Source organism: Mycolicibacterium fallax (genome assembly GCF_010726955.1).
GTDB lineage: Bacteria > Actinomycetota > Actinomycetes > Mycobacteriales > Mycobacteriaceae > Mycobacterium > Mycobacterium fallax.
In genome coordinates, this window is sequence record NZ_AP022603.1 from 707,395 (window position 1) to 725,541 (window position 18,147).

Sequence of the window (18,147 nt, forward strand, 5' to 3'; positions counted from 1 at the left end):
TTGTGTCATGGGTCACACAGCCGAACACGGAACCGGGCTGCCCCGCGGCGTGCGCGGCGCGGCCGACCCGGCCTTCGGCTGGGCGGTGCGCAGCTTCGCGGCGATGTTCCCGCACCGGCGGTTCGGCGGCGGCGCGCTGTCGGTGTACCTGGACGGCGAGCCGGTCGTCGATGTCTGGACCGGCTGGTCGGACCGGGCCGGCCGGCAGCGCTGGGACGCCGACACCGGGGCGATGGTGTTCTCCGCGACCAAGGGCGTGGCCTCGACCGTCATTCACCGGCTGGCCGACCGCGGCCTGATCGACTACGACGCACCGGTCGCTGAATACTGGCGGGACTTCGGCCAGAACGGCAAGGCCGACATCACCGTCCGGGAGATGATGAGCCACCGGGCCGGGCTGTCCAACCTGAGCGTCGGCGCCGGCGCGGAGATCCTCGACCATGTCCGGATGGAGGAGCGGATGGCCGCCGCGCCGCACACCGAGCTGCGCGGCAAGCCGTCGTATCACGCGCTGACCTACGGCTGGCTGCTGTCCGGGCTGGCCCGCGCGGTCACCGGGTCGGGCATGCGGGAGTTGTTCCGCGCCGAGATCGCCGCGCCGCTGGGCACCGACGGCCTGCACCTGGGCCGGCCGCCGGCCGGCGCCGCGACCCGGGCCGCCCAGATCATCGGGCCGCAGCGGATCCCCGGGGTGCCCGGCTTCGACCGGCTGGCGCCCCGGGTCGCCGCGCACCCGGCCTCGGCGATCTTCGGCGCGATGTACTTCCCGTCGATGACCCGGGTGATCCGCGGGGACACCCCGCTGCTGGACGCCGAGATCCCGTCGGCCAACGCGGTGACCACGGCGCGCGCCCTGGCCCGGATGTACGCCGCGCTGGCCAACGGCGGCGCGGCCGGCGGGCAACGGCTGCTGTCGGCCGAGACCGTCCGGCGGCTGCGCGGCCGCCGGGACCTGAGCCCGGACCGCGCGCTGCTGGGCCTGCCGATGGCGTTTCACCTGGGCTACCACGCCTCCCCGGTGCCCGGGGTGCTGCCGGGCTACGGTCACGTCGGCCTCGGCGGGTCGCACGGCTGGGCGATTCCCGATGCCGGCATCGCGATCGGCTTCGTGCACAACCGGCTGCTGACCCCGTTCCTGCTCGGCGACCAGGCCGGCTTCCTGGGCACCGCCCAGCTGATTCGGCGCGGCGCGGCGACCGCCCGGGCCCGCGGCTACCGGACGGTGCCCGACCTGGGCGCCGGCTTCCCGCTGCCCGCCGCGGCCGCCGGCTGAGGCACTACCGCAGCGCGATCAGCGACAGCGCGGCCAGCGCGGCGACGGACCAGCCGATCACCGGGACCGCCACCGTCGCCGGGGTGCCGCGGCGGCGGCGCACCTGGGACAGCCCGAGCGCCAGCAGGGCCAGCAGCACGGCCGCCATCGCCAGGGTCAGCCGCACCGCCGCCACGTCGTGGAACATCATCACCCCGGCCAGCGCGGCCAGGCTGATCGCGGTGCGCTCCCAGGCCAGCTCGGTCCGCTCGTGCTGCAGCCCCGGGTCGGTCATCCCGGCACCCGCAGCGCCAGCAGGCCCAGCGCGACGATCGCCGTGGTCAGCAGCACCGCGCCGAGGATCACCGGCAGCCGGCTGCTGGGCAGGTCCGCGCCCGCGGTCATGGCCTCCTGCACCCGGCGCCAGCGCCGCACCGAGAGCACCGCCAGCACCCCGCCGAAGGCGATCAGCAGCGCGCTCAGGCCGTGCCGCAGCTCGCCGATGCCGAGGTCGGGCAGCACGATCAGCGCCACGCCGCCGCCGATCAGCGCCAGCGTGGTGCGGATCCAGGCCAAAAACGTGCGCTCGTTGGCGAGGGTGAACCGGTAGTCCAGAGACACGGCTGCCACCCTAGCCAGCGGGCGGCGGTAGAATTCGGCGAATCGGCGTCGATCCGGCCATCACCGGGGAGCCTTCGGAGGAACCGTCGCCCCGGCGACCCAGTAGAACCGAACGGGTGGGCCCGTCACAGCCCACGATTGAGCGGCGCGCCCCGCGGGTGCGCAAGCGGGGTGGTACCGCGGCGCTCGCGCAGACCGCGCGCGGCGTCGTCCCCGTGCCGGAACCTCAGGCACAGGAGACGACGGTCGTGGCCGACACCCCGCAGGCATATCCCCGCTTCACCCCGGACTTCCCGGCCCTGGAGCTGCAGGTGCTCGAGCATTGGGCCGCCGACGACACCTTCCGGGCCAGCATCGCCCGGCGCGCCGACGCCCCGGAGTACGTGTTCTACGACGGCCCGCCGTTCGCCAACGGCCTGCCGCACTACGGCCACCTGCTGACCGGCTACGTCAAGGACATCGTCCCGCGGTACCGCACCATGCGCGGCTTCAAGGTGGAACGCCGATTCGGCTGGGACACCCACGGCCTGCCCGCCGAGCTGGAGGTGCAGCGCCAGCTCAACATCACCGACAAGGCCCAGATCGAGGCGCTCGGCATCGGGGCGTTCAACGACGCCTGCCGGGACTCGGTGCTCAAGTACACCGCGCAGTGGCAGGACTACGTCACCCGCCAGGCCCGCTGGGTCGACTTCGACAACGACTACAAGACCCTGGACCTGACCTTCATGGAGTCGGTGATCTGGGCGTTCAAGCAGCTGTGGGACAAGGGCCTGGCCTATGAGGGCTTCCGGGTGCTGCCGTACTGCTGGAACGACGAGACCCCGCTGTCCAACCACGAACTGCGGATGGACGACGACGTCTACCAGTCCCGCCAGGACCCGGCGCTGACCGTCGGCTTCCTGGTGCCCGGCGGCCCGCTGGCCGGGGCCCGGCTGCTGGTCTGGACCACCACGCCGTGGACCCTGCCGTCGAACCAGGCCGTCGCGGTGCACCCCGAGGTGACCTACGCGGTGGTCGCCGCGCCGGACGGCAACCGCTACGTGCTGGCCAAGGCCCGGCTGGCGGCCTACGCCCGGGAACTGGGGGAGTCCCCGCAGATCGTCGCCGAGTACACCGGCGCGCAACTGCTGGGGCAGAGCTACCGGCCGCCGTTCCCGTACTTCACCGCCGGGGACACCGCGGTCAACGCGTTCCAGATCCTGCCCGCGGACTTCGTCACCACCGACGACGGCACCGGCATCGTGCACCTGGCCCCGGCCTACGGCGAGGACGACAAGGCCAGCACCGACGCCGTCGGGATCATCCCGGCCACCCCGGTCGACTCCACCGGCCGCTTCGACGCCACCGTGGCCGACTACGCCGGCCAGCAGGTGTTCGACGCCAACCCCAACATCATCCGGGATCTGAAGAACCACACCGGATCGGCGGCCGCCGGCGAGGCGGTGCTGCTGCGGCACGAGACCTACGAGCACTCCTACCCGCACTGCTGGCGCTGCCGGAACCCGTTGATCTACCGGGCGGTGTCGTCGTGGTTCGTCCGGGTCACCGAGTTCCGGGACCGGATGGTCGAGCTCAACCAGCAGATCAGCTGGCATCCCGAGCACGTCAAGGACGGCCAGTTCGGCAAGTGGCTGTCCGGCGCCCGGGACTGGTCGATCTCGCGAAACCGGTACTGGGGCAGCCCGATTCCGGTGTGGCGCTCCGACGACCCGGCCTATCCGCGGATCGACGTGTACGGCAGCCTGGACGAGCTGGAACGCGACTTCGGGGTGCGCCCGGACAATCTGCACCGGCCTTACATCGACGCGCTGACCCGGCCCAACCCCGATGACCCGACCGGGCGATCGACCATGCGCCGGATCGAGGACGTGTTCGACGTCTGGTTCGACTCCGGTTCGATGCCGTTCGCCCAGGTGCACTACCCGTTCGAGAACGCCGACTGGTTCCTCGGCGGCGGCGGCCAGGAGGCGCACTTCCCGGGCGACTTCATCGTCGAGTACATCGGCCAGACCCGCGGCTGGTTCTACACCCTGCACGTGCTGTCCACCGCGCTGTTCGACTCCCCGGCGTTCAAAACCTGTGTGGCACACGGCATCGTGCTCGGCAACGACGGCCAGAAGATGAGCAAGTCGCTGCGCAACTACCCGGACGTGTCCGAGGTGTTCGACCGCGACGGCTCCGACGCCATGCGCTGGTTCCTGATGGCCTCGCCGATCCTGCGCGGCGGCAACCTGATCGTCACCGAGCAGGGCATCCGCGAGGCGGTCCGCCAGGTACTGCTGCCGCTGAGCAACGCCTACAGCTTCCTGGCGCTGTACGCGCCCCGAAAGGGCCTGTGGCGCACCGATTCTGAGAATGTGCTGGACCGCTACATCCTGGCCAAGCTGGCCCGGCTGCGCGACGACCTGACTGTCGCGCTGGACCAGTGCGACATCTCCGGGGCGTGCGAACAGCTGCGCCAGTTCACCGAGGCGCTGACCAACTGGTATGTGCGGCGGTCCCGGAACCGGTTCTGGGAGGAGGACGCCGACGCGATCGACACCCTGCACACCGTGCTGGAGTTGACCTGCCGGCTGGCCGCGCCGCTGCTGCCGATGCTGACCGAGACGATCTGGCGCGGCCTGACCGGCGGGCGCTCGGTGCACCTGACCGATTGGCCCGACGCCGACCTGCCCCGGGACCGCGAGCTGGTCGCGGCGATGGACCGGGTGCGCGACGTGTGCTCGGTGGGCTCCGCGCTGCGCAAGGCCAAGAAGCTGCGGGTCCGGCTGCCGCTGCCGAAGCTGACGGTGGCCACCGACGACCCGGATCAGCTGGCCCCGTTCGTGGACCTGATCGCCGAGGAACTCAACGTCAAGGCCATCGAGCTGACCGACGACATCGCCGGCCACGGCCGGTTCGAGCTGACCGTCAACGCCCGGGCCGCCGGACCGCGGATCGGCAAGGACGTGCAGGCCGCGATCAAGGCGGTCAAGGCCGGTGCGGCGGTGCTCAACGCGGACGGCACGCTGACCGCGGGCCCGGCGACCCTGCGGGAGGGCGAGTACACCTCGAAACTCGTCGCCGCGGACCCGGAATGGACCCACGCGCTGCCCGACGGGGCCGGGCTGGTGGTCCTGGACGGCACCGTCACCCCCGAGCTGGAGGCTGAGGGCTGGGCCAAGGACCGGATCCGCGAACTGCAGGAACTGCGCAAGAGCTCCGGGCTGGAGGTGTCCGACCGGATCACCGTGGTGATGGCGGTGCCGCCGCAGCGGGCCGACTGGGCGGCGGCCCACCGCGAGCTGATGGCCGGGGAGATCCTGGCCACCGCCTTCGAGTTCGGCGAGCCCGCCGGCGGCACCGAGATCGGCGACGGGGTGCGGGTGGCGATCAGCCGGGTATGACCCGGGCGCAGCGCCCGGCGTGGCCGACCACGTCGCCGACCACCAGCTGCCGGCCGCGGCGCAGCTCGACCTCGCCGTTGACGGTCACCATCCCGTCGCCGATCTCGGTCTTCGCCTCGGCCCCGGAGTCGATCAGCCCGGCGAGTTTGAGGAACTGGCCCAGCCGGATGACGGTGTCGCGGATCGGCACGTCCTGCATGCCGGTCAGACTAGACCGGTGACCCGCTGGGTTCTGCATCTGGACATGGACGCGTTCTTCGCCTCCGTCGAACAGCTGACCCGGCCCACCCTGGCGGGCCGGCCGGTGCTGGTCGGCGGGCTCGGTGGGCGCGGGGTGGTGGCCGGGGCGAGCTACGAATCGCGGGTGTTCGGCGCGCGCTCGGCGATGCCGATGCACCAGGCCCGGCGGCTGGTCGGGGCGACGGCGGTGGTGCTGCCGCCGCGCGGCGCGGTGTACCGGGTGGCCAGCCAGCGGGTGTTCGACACCGTCCGGGCCCGCATCCCGGTGCTCGAACAGCTGTCCTTCGACGAGGCGTTCGGCGAGCCGGCCGAGCTGGCCGGCGCCACCGCCGGGCAGGTCGAGGCGTTCTGCGCCCGGCTGCGCGCCGCGGTGCGCGCCGAGACCGGGCTGATCGCCTCGGTGGGCGCCGGCTCGGGCAAGCAGATCGCCAAGATCGGCTCCGGGCTGGCCAAACCCGACGGCGTCCGGGTGCTGCGGCCGGACCAGGAGCCGGTGCTGCTCGACGGTCTGCCGGTGCGCAAGCTGTGGGGCATCGGCCCGGTCGCCGAGGAACGGCTGCGCCGGCTCGGCATCGAGACCGTCGGCCAGTTCGCCGCACTCGATGAGGCCGAGGCGGCCGATGTGCTCGGCCCCACCGTCGGGCCCGGGCTGCACCGGCTGGCCCGCGGCATCGACGACCGGCCGGTCGCCGAGCGCGCCGAGGCCAAGCAGATCAGTTCCGAGTCCACCTTCCCCGCCGACCTGGTCACCCTGGATCAGCTGCGCGAGGCGGTGCCCTCGATCGCCGAGGACGCGCACCGCCGGCTGCTGCGCGACGGCCGCGGCGCCCGCACCGTGACGGTCAAGCTGAAGCGCTCGGACATGTCGACGCTGACCCGCTCGGCGACCCTGCCGTACGCCACCGCCGAGCCGGCCACCCTGGTCGGCACCGCGCTGCGGCTGCTGCTCGACCCGGCCGAGATCGGCGGCGTCCGGCTGCTGGGGGTCGGCTTCTCCGGGCTGTCCGACGTGCAGCAGGAGTCGCTGTTCCCGGACCTGGACCGGGCGGAGCTCGCCGACGGTGACGTCGCCGCCCCGGCGCCGGCGGCGGCGGGGGACTGGCGGATCGGCGACGACGTCGCGCACCCGGACTTCGGTCACGGCTGGGTGCAGGGCGCCGGGCACGGGGTGGTCACGGTGCGCTTCGAGACCCGGGCCACCGGGCCGGGGCCGGCCCGCACCCTCGGGGCCGCGGACCCGGGGCTGCGGCGCGCCGACCCGCTGGACAGCCTGGCCTGGTGATCAGCCCCAGTCGGTGACGGTCTGCCCGACCGGCAGCCCGGCGGCCAGCGCCGCCATCAGCAGCACCCGGGCCTGCGGCGGCCGCAGCCGCGGCACCATCACCGCGCCGGCGTCCACCAGCGCCGCGCCCGGTGCGTAGTCGGCGCCGACCCCGGCGAACGGCACCCGGGTGGACACCGCCACCGCGACCCCGTCGGCGCAGTGCCGGCGCACCGCCTCGGCGACCGGGCTGCCCGCGTTGCCCGCACCCATCGCCGCCAGCACGATGCCGCGCGCCCCGGCCGCCACGCAGCCGTCCATCGCCGCGCCGTCCGCGCCGGGGTAGGCCGCGACGATGTCGACCCGCGGCGCGCCGGCCGCCGACACCGGGCCGACGTACAGCCGGGGCCGGTCGGCGGCCAGCGCCCCGGCGAATCCGCTCGGCGCGACCGGGCCGACCTTGTGCAGCCCCGGCGCGGCCAGCACCTCCCCGCCCAGGCAGACCAGCACCCCGCGGCCGCGGACGTCCGGTTCGGCGGCCAGCCCCACCGCATCGGCCAGGTTCGCCGGGCCGTCGGACTCCGGGTCGTCGGCGGCGTACTGCGCCCCGGTGAGCACCACCGGCGTCGCGGTGTCGAGGGTCAGGTCCAGCCACAGCGCCGTCTCCTCCAGACTGTCGGTGCCGTGGGTGATCACGATCCCGTCGGCGCCGGTGTCGTCGGCGGCCAGCACCGCGGCCCGGATCCGGTCCCAGTCGGCCGGGGTGAGCTGGGAACTGTCGGCCGCGGCCAGCTCCACGGTGTCGATGGCCAGCCCGGCGGTCAGCTGCGGGTCCAGGCCGGCGGCCAGGTCCGCGCCGCTGCGCTGCGGGCGCCGGACGCCGTCGGCTCCGGTGTCGGTGGAGATGGTGCCGCCGGTGGCGATCACAACGATGCGGGTCATCCTCCGATCATGCCCGCGAACCGGCTGGGGGATGATGGTCGGGTGACTGACGAAACCCCGGCGGCCGACACCGTCGCCCCGGCCCGGTCGCGCCGGCGGATCGGGCAACTGTTTGCCGTGGCCGCCCTGGTGCTGGCGATCGACGTGGCGACCAAGGTGCTGGCGGTCAAGCTGCTGACCCCGGGCCAGCCGGTCCCGATCATCGGCGACACGGTCAACTGGATGCTGGTGCGCAACTCCGGCGCGGCATTCTCGATCGCCACCGGCTACACCTGGGTGCTGACCCTGATCGCCTCGGCGGTGGTACTCGGCATCGCCTGGATGGGCCGACGGCTGGTCTCACCGTGGTGGACGCTCGGGCTCGGCATGATCCTCGGCGGGGCGCTGGGCAACCTCGGCGACCGGTTCTTCCGGGCCCCCGGCGGGATGAGCGGGCACGTGGTGGACTTCCTGTCGATCGGCTGGTGGCCGGTGTTCAACCTGGCCGACTCCGCGGTGGTCGGCGGGGCGATCCTGCTGGTCGGGTTGTCGCTGTTCGGCATCGACTACGACACCGCCCCCGGCGCCGAGGAACCCGAGCGGCCCGAGCAGCCCGAGGCCGAGGAGCCCGAGGAGCCGGCCGAGCCCGCCGAGCCCGCCGGGGCCGATGCCGGCGGGGCCGAGTCCGCCGGGGCCGATGCCGGCGGACCTTCGGCTCGCGGAACTACACCGCTCGCCGAGTCCGCCGGGGCCGATGCCGGCGGACCTTCGGCTCGCGGAACTACACCGCTCGCCGAGTCCGCCGGGGCCGATGCCGGCGGACCTTCGGCTCGCGGAACTACACCGCTCGCCGAGTCCGCCGATGACTGAGCGGTCCATGCCGGTGCCCGAGGGCCTGGCCGGGATGCGGGTCGACGCCGGGCTGGCCCGGCTGCTGGGGCTCTCGCGCACCGCGGCCGCCGCGATCGCCGCCGACGGCGGCGTCGAACTCGACGGGGTCCGGGTCGGCAAGTCCGACAAGCTCACCGACGGGGCCTGGCTGTCGGTCACCATCCCCGACGCCCCGCCCCCGGTGGAGAACACCCCGCAGGACATCGAGGGCATGACCATCCTGTACTCCGACGACGACATCGTCGCCGTCGACAAGCCGCCCGGGGTGGCCGCGCACGCCACCGTCGGCTGGCACGGCCCGACCGTGCTCGGCGGCCTGGCCGCCGCCGGGTTCCGGATCTCCACCTCCGGCATTCACGAGCGGCAGGGCATCGTGCACCGGCTGGACGTCGGCACCTCCGGGGTGATGGTCGTCGCGCTGTCCGAGCACGCCTACACCGTGCTCAAGCGGGCCTTCAAGCAGCGCACCGTGGACAAGCGCTACCACGCGCTGGTGCAGGGCCACCCGGACCCGTCCAGCGGCACCATCGACGCGCCGATCGGCAGGCACCGCGGCCACGACTGGAAGTTCGCGGTCACCGAGGGCGGGCGGCACAGCGTCACCCACTACGACACCATCGAGGCGTTCACCGCCGCCAGCCTGCTGGACGTGCACCTGGAGACCGGGCGCACCCACCAGATCCGGGTGCACTTCTCCGCCCTGCACCACCCGTGCTGCGGGGACCTGACCTACGGCGCCGACCCGACGCTGGCCCGCCGGCTGGGGCTGGAGCGGCAGTGGCTGCACGCCCGCTCGCTGGGCTTCGCCCACCCCGCCGACGGCAGGCGGGTGGAGATCACCGCGCCCTACCCCGAGGACCTGCGGCACGCCCTTGACGTGCTGGCGCAGCACGGGTGAGGCGCGACTCCGGGCTGCTCTACGGGCTCGGCGCCTACGGCATCTGGGGCCTGTTCCCGGCCTTCTTCCCGCTGCTGGAACCGGCCGGCGCCCCGGAGATCCTGGCCCACCGGATCGGCTGGACCGCGCTGTTCATGCTGATCGTGGTCGCCGCGCTGGGCCGGTTGGCCACGCTGCGGCAGCTGGCGCCGCGCACCTGGGGGCTGCTGGGCGTGGCGGCCGCGCTGATCTCGATCAACTGGGGCGTCTACATCTACGCCGTCAACAACGGGCAGGTCACCGACGCCGCCCTCGGCTACTTCATCAACCCGCTGTTCAGCGTCGCGCTGGGGGTGGTGATCTTCGGTGAGCGGCTCAACCGGGCCCAGTGGGCGGCGCTGGTGATCGCGCTGGCCGCGGTGCTGATCATCGCGGTGGCGGCCGGCTCGCCGCCCTGGATCGCCCTGGCGGTGGCCGGCAGCTTCGGGCTCTACGGGGTGGTCAAGAAGGTGGTGCCGGTGGACCCGACCATCAGCGTCGGGGTGGAGGCCGCGTTGATGACGCCGATCGCGCTGGGCTACCTGGCGGTGCTGGCCGGCACCGGCGCCGCCACCTTCGGCGCGGCGGGGGCCGGGCACGCGGCGCTGACCGTGCTCACCGGACCGGTCACCGCGATTCCGCTGCTGCTGTTCGCCGCCGCCGCCCAGCGGCTGCCGCTGGTCAGCCTGGGGCTGCTGATGTACATCACCCCGGCGATGGCGATGAGCTGGGGGATCCTGGTCGGGCACGAGCCGATGTCGGCGCCGCGCTGGGCCGGGTTCGCGCTGATCTGGGTGGCGCTGGCGGTGTTCAGCACCGACGCGGTGCGGCGCGCCCGGGCCCGCTGATCGCGGCGAGAAATTTTGGTGTCAAAGACCACCGCCGGGCGCTGTTAGCGTCGGCGGATGATGAAAATGAAGCAGCTGGTGATCGCGCTGGCCGGGGCGGCCATGGTGGTGGCGGCGCTGTCCGGGTGCAGCTTCGAGGCCAGCGTGGGCAAATACGTGTCCAAGGACGAGCTGGCCAAGGTCGCCAAGGTGAAGATGGAAGAGGCCGTCGGGCAGACCGCGAAGTCGGTCGTCTGCGACGATGACCTGGAGGGCAAGGTGGGCGCCACCCAGCGCTGCGTGCTGACCGCCAACGACGGCTCGCGCGTCGGCCTGACCACCACCGTGACCAGCGTCGAGGGCACCAACGTCAAGTTCGACGTGGTCGCCGACGACAAGCCGATGGAGTAGGACACGCGCGACACGCCCAACACACCCCGCGGGGCTGGCCGGGAGAATGGGTTCTGTCGGGCAGCAGTCCTAGACTGACGGACCTATGGGTACCGGCGGCTCCTTCGTGCATCTGCATAACCACTCCGAGTATTCGATGCTCGACGGAGCCGCCAAGGTCACCCCGATGCTGGCCGAGGCCAACCGGCTGGGGATGCCCGCGATCGGGATGACCGACCACGGCAACATGTTCGGCGCCAGCGAGTTCTACAACGCCGCGGTCAAGGCCGGCATCACCCCGATCATCGGCATCGAGGCCTACATCGCCCCGGAGTCCCGGTTCAACACCAAGCGGATCACCTGGGGCGACCCCAGTCAGCGCTCCGACGACGTCTCCGCCAGCGGCGCCTACCTGCACATGACGATGGTCGCCGAGAACGCGACCGGCCTGCGCAACCTGTTCAAGCTGTCCTCGCTGGCGTCCTTCGAGGGGCAGCTGGGCAAGTGGCCCCGGATGGACGCCGAGATCATCGCCGAGCACGCCGAGGGGATCATCGCCACCACCGGCTGCCCGTCCGGTGAGGTGCAGACCCGGCTGCGGCTCGGGCACGACCAGCAGGCGCTGGAGGCCGCCGCCAAGTGGCGGGAGATCTTCGGGCCGGACAACTTCTTCCTGGAGTTGATGGACCACGGCCTGTCCATCGAGCGACGGGTCCGCGAGGGCCTGCTGGACATCGGCCGCAAGCTCGGCATCCCGCCGCTGGCCACCAACGACTGCCACTACGTCACCCGCGACGCCTCGCAGAACCACGAGGCGCTGCTGTGCATCCAGACCGGCAAGACGCTCTCGGACCCGACCCGGTTCAAGTTCGACGGCGACGGCTACTACCTGAAGTCCGCCGAGGAGATGCGGGCCATCTGGGACGACGAGGTGCCCGGCGCGTGCGACTCCACCCTGCTGATCGCAGAGCGGGTGCAGCCCTACACCGAGGTGTGGACCCCGGTGGACCGGATGCCGGTGTTCCCGGTGCCCGAGGGCCACGACCAGGGCTCCTGGCTGCGGCATGAGGTGCAGGCCGGCCTGGCCCGGCGCTTCCCGGCCGGGGTGCCGCAGGAGTACACCGACCGCGCCGCCTACGAGATCGACGTGATCTGCGGCAAGGGTTTCCCGTCGTACTTCCTGATCGTGGCGGACCTGATCAGCTACGCCCGCTCCATCGGCATCTGGGTCGGCCCGGGCCGCGGCTCGGCGGCCGGCTCGCTGGTGGCCTACGCGCTGGCGATCACCAACATCGACCCGATCCCGCACGGCCTGCTGTTCGAGCGGTTCCTGAACCCCGAGCGGCCCTCGGCCCCGGACATCGACATCGACTTCGACGACCGCCGCCGCGGCGAGATGGTGCGCTACGCCGCCGAGAAGTGGGGCAGCGACCGGGTGGCGCAGGTGATCACCTTCGGCACCATCAAGACCAAGGCCGCGATCAAGGACTCCGCCCGGGTGCACTACGGCCAGCCCGGGTTCGCCATCGCCGACCGGATCACCAAGGCGCTGCCGCCGCCGATCATGGCCAAGGACATTCCGGTCTCCGGCATCACCGACCCCAGCCACGAGCGGTACAAGGAGGCCGCCGAGGTTCGGGCGCTGATCGACACCGACCCGGACGTGCGGACCATCTACCAGACCGCGCTCGGCCTGGAGGGCCTGGTCCGCAACGCCGGCGTGCACGCCTGCGCGGTGATCATGAGCTCCGAGCCGCTGATCGACGCGATCCCGCTGTGGAAACGCCCGCAGGACGGCGCGGTCATCACCGGCTGGGACTACCCGTCCTGCGAGGCCATCGGCCTGCTGAAGATGGACTTCCTGGGCCTGCGGAACCTGACGATCATCGGCGACTGCTTGGAGAACATCAAGGCCAACCGGGGCATCGACCTGGACCTGGACACCCTGCCGTTTGACGACCCGGCCACCTACGAGCTGCTGTCGCGCGGGGACACCCTGGGGGTGTTCCAGCTCGACGGCGGGCCGATGCGCGACCTGCTGCGCCGGATGCAGCCCACCGAGTTCAACGACATCGTCGCGGTGCTGGCGCTGTACCGGCCCGGCCCGATGGGCATGAACGCCCACAACGACTACGCCGACCGCAAGAACGCCCGGCAGCCGATCAAACCGATCCACCCCGAGCTCGAGGAGCCGCTGCGGGAGATCCTGGCCGAGACCTACGGCCTGATCGTCTACCAGGAACAGATCATGTTCATCGCCCAGAAGGTCGCCTCCTACACCATGGGCAAGGCCGATGCGCTGCGAAAGGCGATGGGCAAGAAGAAACTTGAGGTGCTGGAGGCCGAGTACAAGGGCTTCCACGAGGGGATGACCGGCAACGGTTTCTCCGAGGCCGCGGTCAAGGCGCTGTGGGAGACCATCCTGCCGTTCGCCGGGTACGCGTTCAACAAGTCGCACGCCGCCGGCTACGGCCTGGTGTCCTACTGGACGGCGTATCTGAAGGCCAATTACCCGGCGGAATACATGGCCGGGCTGCTGACCTCGGTCGGCGACGACAAGGACAAGGCCGCGGTGTACCTCGCCGACTGCCGGCGGCTGGCCATCACGGTGTTGCCGCCCGACGTCAACGAGTCCGGGCTGAACTTCGCCTCGGTCGGGGCGGACATCCGCTTCGGGCTCGGCGCGATCCGCAACGTCGGCGCCAACGTGGTCGCCTCGCTGCTCGAAACCCGTTCCAGCAAGGGCACATTCACCGATTTTTCGGACTACCTGAACAAGATCGACATCGCCGCCTGCAACAAGAAGGTCACCGAGTCGCTGATCAAGGCCGGCGCGTTCGACTCGCTCAAGCACGCCCGCAAGGGCCTGTTCCTGGTGCACACCGACGCGGTGGACTCGGTGCTCGGCACCAAGAAGGCCGAGGCGATCGGCCAGTTCGACCTGTTCGGTGGCGGCGACGACGGCGAGGACGCCGGCGATCCGGTGTTCACCATCAAGGTGCCCGACGACGAATGGGACGACAAGCACAAGCTGGCCCTGGAGCGGGAAATGCTGGGCCTGTACGTGTCCGGGCACCCGCTGGACGGGATCTCGCACCTGCTGGCCAACAGCGTGGACACCCAGATCCCGGCGATCCTGGAGGGCGACGTGGCCGACGGCACCCAGGTGCAGGTCGGCGGCATCCTGGCGTCGGTGAACCGGCGGGTCAACAAGAACGGGTTGCCCTGGGCCTCGGCGCAGTTGGAGGACCTCACCGGCGGTATCGAGGTGCTGTTCTTCCCGCAGACCTATTCGATGGTCGGCGCCGACATCGCCGACGACGCGGTGGTGCTGGTCAAGGCGAAGGTCAACCTGCGCGACGACCGGGTCTCGCTGATCGCCCACGAGCTGATCGTGCCGGACTTCAGCAGCGCGGCCTCGGACCGTCCGCTGTCGGTCAGCCTGCCGACCCGGCAGTGCACCATCGACAAGGTCAGCGCGCTCAAGCAGGTGCTGGCCCGGCACCCCGGCACCACCCAGATCCACCTGCGGCTGATCAGCGGGGAGCGGACCACCACCCTGGAGCTGGATCAGGGCCTGCGGGTCACCCCGTCCTCGGCGCTGATGGGCGACCTCAAGGCGCTGCTCGGCCCGGGCTGCCTCGGCGGCTGACCCCGGTGTCGACGATCACGGCCTGGAATCTGATCGGGCCGCTGGGGCTGCTGCTCGCGCTGCTGGGCTTCGGGCTGCACCGGCTGGGTGCCGGGCTGCGGTGGGCGACCGGCGGCGGGCGGGGCCTGCTGATCGCCGGGCTGACGGTGTTCGCCGGCTGGGCGGCGGGCTACCTCGGGTTCTTCGCCACCTGGCTGTACGCGCCGGTGCTGCGGGGCTTTCGGGACAACCCGGTCGCGTTGCCGGCCGCGGTCTACACCCAGGCGCTGCTGATGTCCGGGGCGGTGCTGGCCGCCTGCCGGCGGCGGTGGCGAACGCTGCTGCCGCTGATGGTGTTCGCGGTGGCGGTGCTGGGCTTCGGGGCCTGGCTGACCGTGCACCCCGACCAGTGGCTGCCGCCGCTGTCGAGCGCCCAGAAGTAGAACCCGAAGGCGATCACGTTGGTCAGACAGATCGCCGCGCCGCTGCTCAGCGGGTGCCTCCAGCGCGAGGATCGGCAGCGCGATCTGCAGGGCTGCGCGGGAGTTGTCGGCGTTGTCGTCGGTGGTGGCATCGCCGCTAGGGCTGACCGACCGGATACCGCGGTGGGGCGCCGCCGGGTGAGTAGGCTGGAAAACATGCCGCTTTCCGGAGAATACGAACCGAGCACCCTGGACTGGGCCCGCGCCAACGCCGAGCAGATCATGGCCTCCGGCGGGACCGAGGGGATGGCGATGCGCGGCATGGCCGTGGTGCTGCTGACCACCGTCGGGGCCAAGACCGGCAAGCTCCGCAAGACGCCGCTGATGCGGGTCGAGCACGACGGCGAGTACGCCGTGGTGGCCTCCCTCGGCGGCGCGCCCAAGCACCCGGTCTGGTACCACAACGTCACCGCGCACCCGCACGTCGAGCTGCAGGACGGCACCGTCACCGGCGACTACCAGGCCCGCGAGGTGTTCGGCGAGGAGAAGGCGCTGTGGTGGCAGCGCGCGGTGGCGGCCTACCCGGACTACGCGGACTACCAGAAGAAAACCGACCGGCAGATCCCGGTCTTCGTGCTCACCCCGAAATCCTGAGCCGCCGCGGCGTGGCACCATATACCGGTGTCCGCCGAGTTGAGCCAGCCCTCGCACACCGGTCTGTCCGCCGACGAGGTCGAGGCGGCGGCCCGGCGCATCGCCGGTGTGGTCAACCCGACCCCGCTGCAGTTCAGTGACCGGCTGTCCCAGCTGACCGGCGCCCAGGTCTACCTCAAGCGGGAAGACCTGCAGGTGGTCCGCTCCTACAAGGTGCGCGGCGCCTACAACCTGCTGATGCAGTTGAGCCCGCAGGAGAAGGCCGCCGGGGTGGTCTGCGCATCGGCCGGCAACCACGCCCAGGGGTTCGCGCTGGCCTGCGCTTCGATGGGCGTGCACGGCCGGATCTATGTGCCGGCCAAGACCCCGAAGCAGAAGCGCGACCGGATCGCCTACCACGGTCGGGAATTCGTCGAGCTCATCGTCGCCGGAGCCACCTTCGACCTGGCCGCCGCGGCGGCCGCCGCCGACGTCGAGCGCACCGGCGCCACCCTGGTGCCGCCCTACAACGACCTGCGCACCATGGCCGGGCAGGGCACCGTCGCGGTGGAGATCCTCGAGCAGCTCGGCGGGGAACCGGACCTGGTGGTCATCCCGGTCGGCGGCGGCGGCTGCATCAGCGGCATCACCGCCTACCTGGCCGAGCGGACCGGCGCGACCTCGGTGCTCGGCATCGAACCGGCCGGCGCGGCCTCGATGTGCGCGGCGCTGGCCGCCGGTGAGCCGGTGACCCTGGAGAACGTCGACCAGTTCGTCGACGGCGCGGCGGTGGCCCGGGCCGGTGACCTGCCGTATCGGGTGCTCGCGGCGGCCGGCGACATGGTCTCGCTGACCACCGTCGACGAGGGCGCGGTGTGCACCGCGATGCTCGACCTCTACCAGAACGAGGGCATCATCGCCGAGCCCGCCGGGGCGCTGTCGGTGGCCGGGCTGATGGAGGCCGACATCGCCGCCGACGCGACGGTGGTGTGCCTGATCTCCGGCGGCAACAACGACGTGTCCCGCTACGGCGAGGTGCTGGAACGCTCGCTGGTGCACCTGGGCCTCAAGCACTACTTCCTGGTCGACTTCCCGCAGGAGCCCGGCGCGCTGCGCCGCTTCCTGGACGGGGTGCTCGGCCCCAACGACGACATCACCCTGTTCGAGTACGTCAAGCGCAACAACCGGGAGACCGGCGCCGCGCTGGTCGGCATTCAGCTCGGCTCGGCCGCCGACCTCGACGGCCTGCTGGCCCGGATGGCCGGCTCCGAATGCCACATCGAGATGCTCGAGCCGGGCAGCCCGGCCTACCGCTACCTGACTTAGGAGCGGGCCGCCACGGTGGCCGCGGCCACCAGCGCCAGCACGATCGCCAGCGGCGCCAGCACCGCGGCCAGGCTCAGGGTGGCGGCGCCCGCGGTCAGCCAGGCCGTCACGCCGGCCATCGCGGCCAGCGCGACGACGGCGACGCCGGCCAGGGGGAGCGCGGAGAACCGCCGGCCGGCGACCGGCCGGGGCGCGGGCACCCCGTCGGGCACGGTGCGCCAGTCGGCGTCGCGGTAGACCAGCCGGGCGGTGACGACCATCGCGATCAGCACCGCGGCGGTGAACACCCAGCCGCTGAGCGCCAGCTGCACCCCGCCGCTGAGAATGTGCCCGCTGGCGCAGCCGCCGGCCATCCGGGCGCCGAACAGCACCAGGAACGATCCGCCGAACGCGGCGGCGGCCCGGCGGCCGGTGCTCGGCCCGAACCGGTTGCGCCAGGACGGCGGCAGCACCCGGCGGAAGCCGCTGAACCGGCGCCCGATCAGCACCGCGGCGACCAGCCCGCCGAACATCACCCCGACGTCGGTCAGCGGCTCCCAGCCGATGCCGCGGGTGACCACGGCGGTGTAGTCGAAGCCGGGCAGCGCCAGCTTGCCGACCAGCCAGGAATAGCTGGTGGACTGGCCGAAGATCTGCCGCAGGAAGATCGCGGCCACCACCAGCGTCGCCACCGCGGCCGCGGTCACCAGGATCCGCCGGGCGTAGAAGTCGTTGGTGGCCGGGCCGTCGTCGGGTTTCGGCGCGTCGTCGTGGACCAGGTCGACGGTGCCCTCCCGCAGCGCGGCGGCGGTGTCGGCGGCTCGGGCGCGGTCGCCGTCCTCCAGGGAACACCGGCGCAGGTGCCGCAGGCAGCTGCTGCTGTTGCCGCCGGAGTAGCGCGGCAGATAAAACAGCGCGCCGAACATCAGCGCCGCATAGCCGACGGCGACGGCGAAGGTCAGCCCCGGCCGCAGCGCCGCGATGTCGCCGGTGAGGATCAGGTCGCCGAAATTGGCGGCCTCGGTGAGCCAGCGGCCGGCCGGGGTCTGGTAGACCAGCGTCCACGCGGCGGCGCCGAGGATCGCCCCGGGGATGGCGTACAGCGCGTCGCGGCGGCCCTCACCGAGGGCGATCCACTCGGTGCCCGGAAAGTAGCCGCTGATCGCGACGCCGACGCCGAACAGCAGCCCGCCCAGCAGCACGCCCCACAGGTACAGCGGTTTCGGGCCGAAGTGCATCGCGAAGCCCAGCGCGTGCAGGCCGTAGAGCAGCACCGCGCCCATCGCGGTGACCGCGGCGAAGCAGCCGATGATCAGCCGGTCCAGCAGCCGGGCGGTGCGGATGACGGTTTCGGGGTTCCCGATGCCCCAGTGCGCGGCGGGCAGGCCGAAGCCCAGGCCGACCAGCAGGCCGACCCACAGCGGTGCGGTGACACTGACGTGCATTCCGGG

General features: G+C 72.1%; 15 protein-coding genes and 1 pseudogene. 11 read left to right on the forward strand and 5 right to left on the reverse strand.

Annotated features, from left to right (window positions below):
- Positions 1 to 7 precede the first annotated feature (7 nt).
- Positions 8 to 1,273, forward strand: coding sequence for an esterase/beta-lactamase LipL (gene lipL, locus G6N10_RS03345; protein WP_085098471.1), 1,266 nt, complete (start codon positions 8 to 10; stop codon positions 1,271 to 1,273).
- A 4-nt stretch (positions 1,274 to 1,277) separates the two neighbouring features.
- On the opposite strand, the gene G6N10_RS03350 is transcribed toward lipL, so the two are convergent.
- Together G6N10_RS03350 and G6N10_RS03355 are read right to left on the reverse strand one after the other, a co-directional pair.
- On the reverse strand, positions 1,278 to 1,547 hold the full coding sequence (locus tag G6N10_RS03350) for a DUF202 domain-containing protein (RefSeq protein ID WP_085098468.1): 270 nt from the start codon (positions 1,545 to 1,547) through the stop codon (positions 1,278 to 1,280).
- Positions 1,544 to 1,873 (reverse strand): YidH family protein, encoded by a 330-nt coding sequence (locus tag G6N10_RS03355; RefSeq protein WP_234810621.1) that lies wholly within the window; start codon positions 1,871 to 1,873, stop codon positions 1,544 to 1,546. Before G6N10_RS03355 ends, G6N10_RS03350 begins: the two co-directional genes overlap by 4 nt.
- Positions 1,874 to 2,121: 248 nt before the next feature.
- Between G6N10_RS03355 and ileS the strand changes: the two genes are divergently transcribed.
- On the forward strand, positions 2,122 to 5,259 hold the full coding sequence (gene ileS, locus G6N10_RS03360; RefSeq protein WP_085098581.1) for an isoleucine--tRNA ligase: 3,138 nt from the start codon (positions 2,122 to 2,124) through the stop codon (positions 5,257 to 5,259).
- On the opposite strand, the gene G6N10_RS03365 is transcribed toward ileS, so the two are convergent.
- A complete protein-coding gene (locus G6N10_RS03365; RefSeq protein ID WP_085098462.1) occupies positions 5,246 to 5,458 on the reverse strand; it encodes an RNA-binding S4 domain-containing protein in 213 nt (70 codons plus the stop codon). The two genes, ileS and G6N10_RS03365, sit on opposite strands and share 14 nt — an antisense overlap.
- Positions 5,459 to 5,476: 18 nt before the next feature.
- Between G6N10_RS03365 and G6N10_RS03370 the strand changes: the two genes are divergently transcribed.
- On the forward strand, positions 5,477 to 6,781 hold the full coding sequence (locus G6N10_RS03370) for a DNA polymerase IV (protein ID WP_085098459.1): 1,305 nt from the start codon (positions 5,477 to 5,479) through the stop codon (positions 6,779 to 6,781).
- Here the strand turns inward: G6N10_RS03370 and G6N10_RS03375 are convergent, their stop codons facing one another.
- Positions 6,782 to 7,702, reverse strand: a complete 921-nt coding sequence (locus G6N10_RS03375; protein WP_085098455.1) for an asparaginase — start codon at positions 7,700 to 7,702, stop codon at positions 6,782 to 6,784.
- Between the two features lie 9 nt (positions 7,703 to 7,711).
- Here G6N10_RS03375 and lspA point away from each other — a divergent pair.
- The 8 genes and pseudogenes from lspA to ilvA form a co-directional block, all read left to right on the forward strand.
- Positions 7,712 to 8,395: pseudogene (gene lspA / locus G6N10_RS03380) on the forward strand (signal peptidase II); the annotation flags it as partial.
- A 148-nt stretch (positions 8,396 to 8,543) separates the two neighbouring features.
- Positions 8,544 to 9,470 (forward strand): RluA family pseudouridine synthase, encoded by a 927-nt coding sequence (locus G6N10_RS03385; protein WP_085098449.1) that lies wholly within the window; start codon positions 8,544 to 8,546, stop codon positions 9,468 to 9,470.
- Positions 9,467 to 10,336, forward strand: a complete 870-nt coding sequence (gene rarD, locus G6N10_RS03390) for an EamA family transporter RarD (RefSeq protein ID WP_085098446.1) — start codon at positions 9,467 to 9,469, stop codon at positions 10,334 to 10,336. Before G6N10_RS03385 ends, rarD begins: the two co-directional genes overlap by 4 nt.
- A 57-nt stretch (positions 10,337 to 10,393) precedes the next feature.
- Complete coding sequence (locus tag G6N10_RS03395; RefSeq protein ID WP_234810620.1) at positions 10,394 to 10,726, forward strand: DUF4333 domain-containing protein; 333 nt, start codon at positions 10,394 to 10,396, stop codon at positions 10,724 to 10,726.
- Positions 10,727 to 10,811: 85 nt separating this feature from the next.
- A complete protein-coding gene (gene dnaE, locus G6N10_RS03400; RefSeq protein ID WP_085098440.1) occupies positions 10,812 to 14,357 on the forward strand; it encodes a DNA polymerase III subunit alpha in 3,546 nt (1,181 codons plus the stop codon).
- A 5-nt stretch (positions 14,358 to 14,362) separates the two neighbouring features.
- On the forward strand, positions 14,363 to 14,779 hold the full coding sequence (locus G6N10_RS03405) for a hypothetical protein (RefSeq protein ID WP_085098437.1): 417 nt from the start codon (positions 14,363 to 14,365) through the stop codon (positions 14,777 to 14,779).
- Between the two features lie 195 nt (positions 14,780 to 14,974).
- Positions 14,975 to 15,412 (forward strand): nitroreductase family deazaflavin-dependent oxidoreductase, encoded by a 438-nt coding sequence (locus G6N10_RS03410; RefSeq protein WP_085098434.1) that lies wholly within the window; start codon positions 14,975 to 14,977, stop codon positions 15,410 to 15,412.
- A gap of 27 nt (positions 15,413 to 15,439) precedes the next feature.
- Positions 15,440 to 16,717, forward strand: a complete 1,278-nt coding sequence (gene ilvA, locus G6N10_RS03415; RefSeq protein WP_085098431.1) for a threonine ammonia-lyase IlvA — start codon at positions 15,440 to 15,442, stop codon at positions 16,715 to 16,717.
- Here the strand turns inward: ilvA and G6N10_RS03420 are convergent.
- Positions 16,714 to 18,141 (reverse strand): YeeE/YedE thiosulfate transporter family protein, encoded by a 1,428-nt coding sequence (locus G6N10_RS03420; protein WP_163742186.1) that lies wholly within the window; start codon positions 18,139 to 18,141, stop codon positions 16,714 to 16,716. The genes ilvA and G6N10_RS03420 overlap by 4 nt on opposite strands.
- Positions 18,142 to 18,147 lie beyond the last annotated feature (6 nt).